The organism is Asanoa siamensis (assembly GCF_016862555.1).
Taxonomy (GTDB): domain Bacteria; phylum Actinomycetota; class Actinomycetes; order Mycobacteriales; family Micromonosporaceae; genus Asanoa; species Asanoa siamensis.
Genome location: NZ_BONE01000166.1, coordinates 1 through 5,355, shown reverse-complemented (window position 1 = coordinate 5,355; position 5,355 = coordinate 1). Strand labels below are relative to the sequence as shown.

Genomic DNA, 5,355 nt, shown 5'->3' with positions numbered 1-5,355 from the left:
GCCGCCGCCTGGACCGCCGCGCTGCGGGCCGCCGCCTGGACCGCCGCGCTGCGGGCCGCCGCCTGGACCGCCGCGCTGCGGGCCGCCGCCGTAGACACCGCCGCCGCCCGCGCGTTGTGGTGCGCCGTAGACGCCGCCTCCGGGGGGCTGCTGCTGCTGGCCGCCGTAGACGTTGCCGCCCGGGGGTGGGTCGCGGTCCCAGGATGCCTGCTCCGGCGCCACCTGGCGGCCGACCCGTGGGGCGCCGCCCGCCGGGTCCGCGCCCGAGGCCGCCTCCGCCCGCTTCTTCCGGGCCACGAGGATGCCGCCCACGCCGGCGCCGACCAGGATCAGGCCGATCACGCCGATCGCGGCGATCAGTGACGTGATGTCCTTGAGCGTGAGGCCGTCCAGGAACGAGCCGCCGTCGCCGCCCCCGGCGCCTGGCGAGGCGCCGCCCGTGGCCGGTGGGAGTGCCGCGGCCGGCACGTAGCTCAGGATCTGGATCTCGTCGTCCTCACCGAGCTGGCCGCCGTCGGAGACGGTCACGAACTGCTTGTTGTCGCTCGTGTAGGAGATCGCCTCGCCGAACGGGTCGGTCAGGCCCGTGGCCCGCGGCGCGGTCTTGCCGGTCAGGGTGGCCACCACGTCACCGTCGGCGACGTCCCACTCGAACGCGTCGGCGTACGTCCGGACGACGACCTTCGTGCCGTCGGTCGAGCGCCCCGCGCCCGTCACCGTCAGCCGCCCGGCCACGCCGAGCAGGTTGGGCGTGTCGGTCTTGGGCAGCGTGAGGGTGCCGACCTTCTTCATCGGCACGCCGGCCGCGTTGTTGTTCTTGATCGCCGCGGCGGGCACGAACAGCTCGGCCGGGCCGGCGCTCTTGGTGATCACGAGGGGCGTACCCGCGCCGGTGCCGGACATGACCAGCGCCTCGGCGTCGTACGCCTTGTCCTCGGGGTAGACGAAGCGGTGCAGGGTCGGCTGGTCGCTGCCGTCGGCCGGCAGGCTCCACAGCACGATGCTGTCGCGTTCCTTGTTGTTGTCGCCGGTGTCGGCGATCCACAGGGTCTTGCCGTCGGGCGAGAGGGCCATGTCCTCGGTGTCCCGCGGCCCGCCGCCCGGGTAGGTGACCGAGTCGGTCACCTTGCACTTCTTGTCGAGGAAGAAGACGCGCTCGCGGCTCGAGCTCTCGGTGCTGTCGTTGATGACGACGAAGCCGGACCTGGTCGCGACCAGGCCCGACAGCTCCACCAGCTTCGAGTCGGTGATGGCGCAGACCTTCTTGCCCTCGACCACCGGAACCGCGGCAGCCCCCGCGCCGTCCGGCCCCGGGGACGGAGCGGCCCATGCGGTGCCAAATCCGGCACCGAGCGCCGCTGCGACCACGCCCAGGACGACCGTGATCGAAGAGGAAGCGCGCGGCATCGGGCCAGTGTCGCACGCCGGCCTGGGTGCGCGCCTCCCCCTCGTGATCTCCGCCCTATGCCGAGATGTAGGGCGCCAGCTCGGCCGCCAGCGCCTGATCGACCCGTACGTGCAGCGCGGTGCCCTCGGCGATGTGGGCGGTGCTCAGCACCTTGGCGCGCCGGTGCAACTGGGCGACCAGCTCACCACGGTCGTAGGGCACCACGACCCGCAGCTCGACCGCCGGCCGCGGCAGCCGCGACTCGAGCGTCGCCCGCAGCTCGTCGATGCCGCGCCCGGAGCGGGCCGAGACGAACACCGCCTCGGGCCACGTGCGCTTCAGCCGGAGCAGCGTCTCCTCGTCGGCCGTATCGATCTTGTTGACCACCAGCAGCTCCGGCACACCGTCGGCGCCGACCTCGGCCAGCACCTCGCGGACCGCGCGGACCTGCTCCTCGGGGTCGGGGTGCGCGCCGTCGACGACGTGCACCACCAGATCGGCCTCGCCGACCTCCTCCAGCGTCGAGCGGAACGCCTCGACGATCTGGTGCGGGAGGTGCCGGACGAAGCCGACCGTGTCGGAGAGCGTGTAGACCCGGCCGTCGTTGGTGCGGGCCCGGCGGGTGGTCGTGTCGAGGGTCGCGAACAGCGCGTCCTCGACCAGCACACCCGCGCCGGTCAGCCGGTTGAGCAGGCTGGACTTGCCGGCGTTGGTGTAACCGGCGATCGTCACGGCCGGAATGTCGTTGCGGTTGCGCCTGGCGCGCTTGGTCGCGCGTACGGTGCGCAAGGCTTTGATCTCGCGCCGTAGGCGGGCGATGCGATGGTTGATCCGGCGGCGGTCGGTCTCGAGCTTGGTCTCACCGGGACCACGCACGCCGACGCCGCCACCCGCGCCACCGCCGCGCCCGGAACCACCGGTCTGGCGGGACAGCGTCTCGCCCCAACCACGCAGCCGCGGCAGCAGGTATTCGAGCTGTGCGAGCTCGACCTGCGCCTTGCCCTCTTTGCTCTTCGCGTGCTGGGCGAAGATGTCGAGGATCAGCGCGGTCCGGTCGACGACCTTGACCTTGACCCGCTGCTCCAGGTTGCGGAGCTGGGACGGCGACAGCTCGCCGTCGCAGATCACGGTGTCGGCGCCGGTCGAGGTGACCATGTCGCGCAGCTCGCTGACCTTGCCGGAGCCCACGAAGGTGGCCGGGTCGGGCTTGCTGCGGCGCTGGATCATGCCCTCCAGCACCAGGGAGCCGGCGGTCTCGGCGAGCGCCGCCAGCTCGATCAGTGAGTTGTCGGCGTCCTCGGCCGTGCCCTCGGTCCAGACTCCGACGAGGACGACCCGTTCGAGCCGGAGCTGCCGGTATTCGACCTCGGTGACGTCGGTGAGCTCCGTGGACAGGCCTGCGACGCGGCGCAGCGCATGTCGGTCTTCGAGCTCCAGCTCGCCGGTCGTGGCGTCGATGTCGGCGAGATCATCCACAGCGTGGAACGTGCGCAAAAGAGTGCCTCCTTGAATACCGATCGTGACACGACCGGACGGCGAGCGCATCCGTAAATCGCCCGGGCGGTTGGCCGACCTCGACACACGTGGGCAAGAATGCGCTACGGCGTGGGCGCCGTGGCCCGCGCCGGAGGACGACGGAGGACCACGTGGCGCAGACCCGCCTGCCCAGCGCCGGCTTTTCGATCACCATCCGGATCGGGGTGGTCGCCGACGCGTCCGCCATCGGCCGGCTGACCACCTGCGTCGGTGAGGCGGGTGCGATCGTCACCGCCCTCGACGTCGTCGACTCGGACCCCACGACGGTCGTCGTCGACCTCACCTGTGACACCGCCGACGCCAACCACGCCGACCAGGTCGTGAAGGCCCTGGAGGGGCTGGACGGCGTCGACGTTCGAAAGGTCTCCGACCGTACCTTTCTGCTCCACCTGGGCGGCAAAATCGAAGTGACGCCGAAGGTGGCGCTGCGCAACCGCGACGAGCTGTCCCGCGCGTACACCCCGGGGGTGGCCCGGGTCTGTCTCGCCATCGCCGAGAACCCCGCCGACGCGCGGCGCCTGACGATCAAGCGCAACACCGTGGCCGTGGTGACCGACGGTTCCGCGGTGCTCGGCCTGGGCAACCTCGGACCGGCCGCGTCACTGCCCGTGATGGAGGGCAAGGCGGCGCTGTTCAAGCGGTTCGGCGGCGTCGACGCGTGGCCGGTCGTACTGGACACTCAGGACACCGACGAGATCGTCCGGATCGTGCAGGCCATCGCACCGGCGTACGGCGGCATCAACCTCGAGGACATCGCGGCGCCGCGCTGCTTCGAGATCGAGGAGCGGCTGCGGGAACTGCTGGACATCCCGGTGTTCCACGATGATCAGCACGGGACCGCGATCTGCGTACTGGCCGCGCTGACCAACGCGCTGCGGGTGGTGGGCAAGCGCATCGAGGACGTGCGGGTCGTGGTGAGCGGCGCGGGTGCCGCCGGGACCGCGATCATGAAGCTGCTGCTGCGGCAGGGCGTGGGCGACATCATCGCGTACGACCGGCCCGGTGTGTTGCACTCCGGCCTGAAGGATCTGCCGGAAGCCTGGCAGTGGCTGGTGGAGCACACGAACCGCGACAGCTACCAGGGCGACCTGCCGGGTGCGCTGCGGGGCGCCGACGTGTTCATCGGCGTGAGCGCGCCGAACCTGCTGACCGGCGACGACATCGCGGGCATGGCCGACAACGCGATCGTGTTCGCCCTGGCCAACCCGGACCCGGAGGTCGACCCGCGCGAGGCCCGCAAGCACGCGGCCGTGGTCGCCACCGGGCGCTCGGACCAGCCGAACCAGATCAACAACGTGCTGGCCTTCCCTGGGGTTTTCCGCGGGATGCTCGACGCGCACGCCGAGGAGTTCACCGAGGAGATGGCGATCGCGGCCGCCCGGGCGATCGCCGATGTCGTGGGTGAGGACAAGATCAATCCGACCGTGATCGTGCCCAGCGTGTTCGACTCGCGGGTGGCGGTGGCGGTGGCCGCCGCGGTGCGTGCGGCTGCGCAGAGTGCGCCTGTCGCGGCTGTGGATACTTCGGCGCCTTAGGGGCTTTTTGTCCCGGGTCCGCAGTGGTCCGGGCCGTTGCTCCCGCCGGGCCGGGCGGGTTCGTCGTTGGTTGCGGTCAGATCTGGCCGTCCCACGACCGGTCGCTCCTCGACCATCAGGGTGGCGGTCGGCGGGTGCTTGCCCTCTTGGCCCGTCGCCCCGCCGGTCACTCCTCGACCATGGGGTGGCGGTCCGCGGGTGGTCGCGGTCCTGGCCGTCCCACGACCGGTCACTCCCCTCCCATGAGGATGTCGGTCGTCGGCTGGTTGCGGTCTTGGCGGGGGAGGATGGTGTGAGTACCGACAGGTCGCAAAGAGCGCGCCCCTTATAGTCGGCACTCACACCATCCTCCCCCGCCCTGACCCAGTTCGGCCTGGTCGAGGTCCCGTCGGGCCGTGGGCCACAGTCCAATGGTTGGTCTTCGTGGTGGGTTTCTTGACCGACTCCGGGTTGGTGGGCCGCTTCCGCCCGACGGTCCCTACGTGGGCGATCGATTCGTTCGAACTGGTGAGCGCGGGCATGCGACCGCCGCCCTCGAAAGCACCGGCGGCAACCCGTTAGCGCAGCTGTGATCTGAGGTCGCCAAGCCTCGGCACCGGGTTGCTCCCTCTCGCCAGTCGCGTCCCCAGTTTTGGTTATGCGGGCGGCTGCAGGATCGCCCGCGGGTCGCTGGGCCGTTCGGCACGGGACATGCCGGTGCGCCAGCGGGCGTCCACGCGGTAACCAGCATCAGCAGGTGGCCACGTCGCCGTCGGTCGTCTCCGGACTGGCGGTGATCAGGCCGTCGGGCGTGTGGGCGCGTCGCCCGGACGTCACCGCCCCGCGCTCGCCGCCCGGACGTCACCGCCCCGCGCTCGCCGCCCGGACGTCACCGCCCCGCGCTCGCCGCCCGGACGT

Annotated in this window: 3 protein-coding genes; 1 reads left to right on the top strand and 2 read right to left on the bottom strand. The window is 71.5% G+C overall.

The window, feature by feature from the left end:
- Together Asi02nite_RS40795 and hflX are read right to left on the bottom strand one after the other, a co-directional pair.
- On the bottom strand, window positions 1–1,407 hold a 1,407-nt coding region (locus tag Asi02nite_RS40795; RefSeq protein WP_203719410.1), incomplete at its 3' end, for a hypothetical protein.
- Window positions 1,408–1,462: 55 nt separating this feature from the next.
- Window positions 1,463–2,932, bottom strand: a complete 1,470-nt coding sequence (gene hflX / locus Asi02nite_RS40790; RefSeq protein WP_203719409.1) for a GTPase HflX — start codon at window positions 2,930–2,932, stop codon at window positions 1,463–1,465.
- Between the two features lie 101 nt (window positions 2,933–3,033).
- On the opposite strand from hflX, the gene Asi02nite_RS40785 reads away from it, so the two are divergent.
- On the top strand, window positions 3,034–4,458 hold the full coding sequence (locus tag Asi02nite_RS40785; RefSeq protein WP_203719408.1) for an NAD-dependent malic enzyme: 1,425 nt from the start codon (window positions 3,034–3,036) through the stop codon (window positions 4,456–4,458).
- Window positions 4,459–5,355 lie beyond the last annotated feature (897 nt).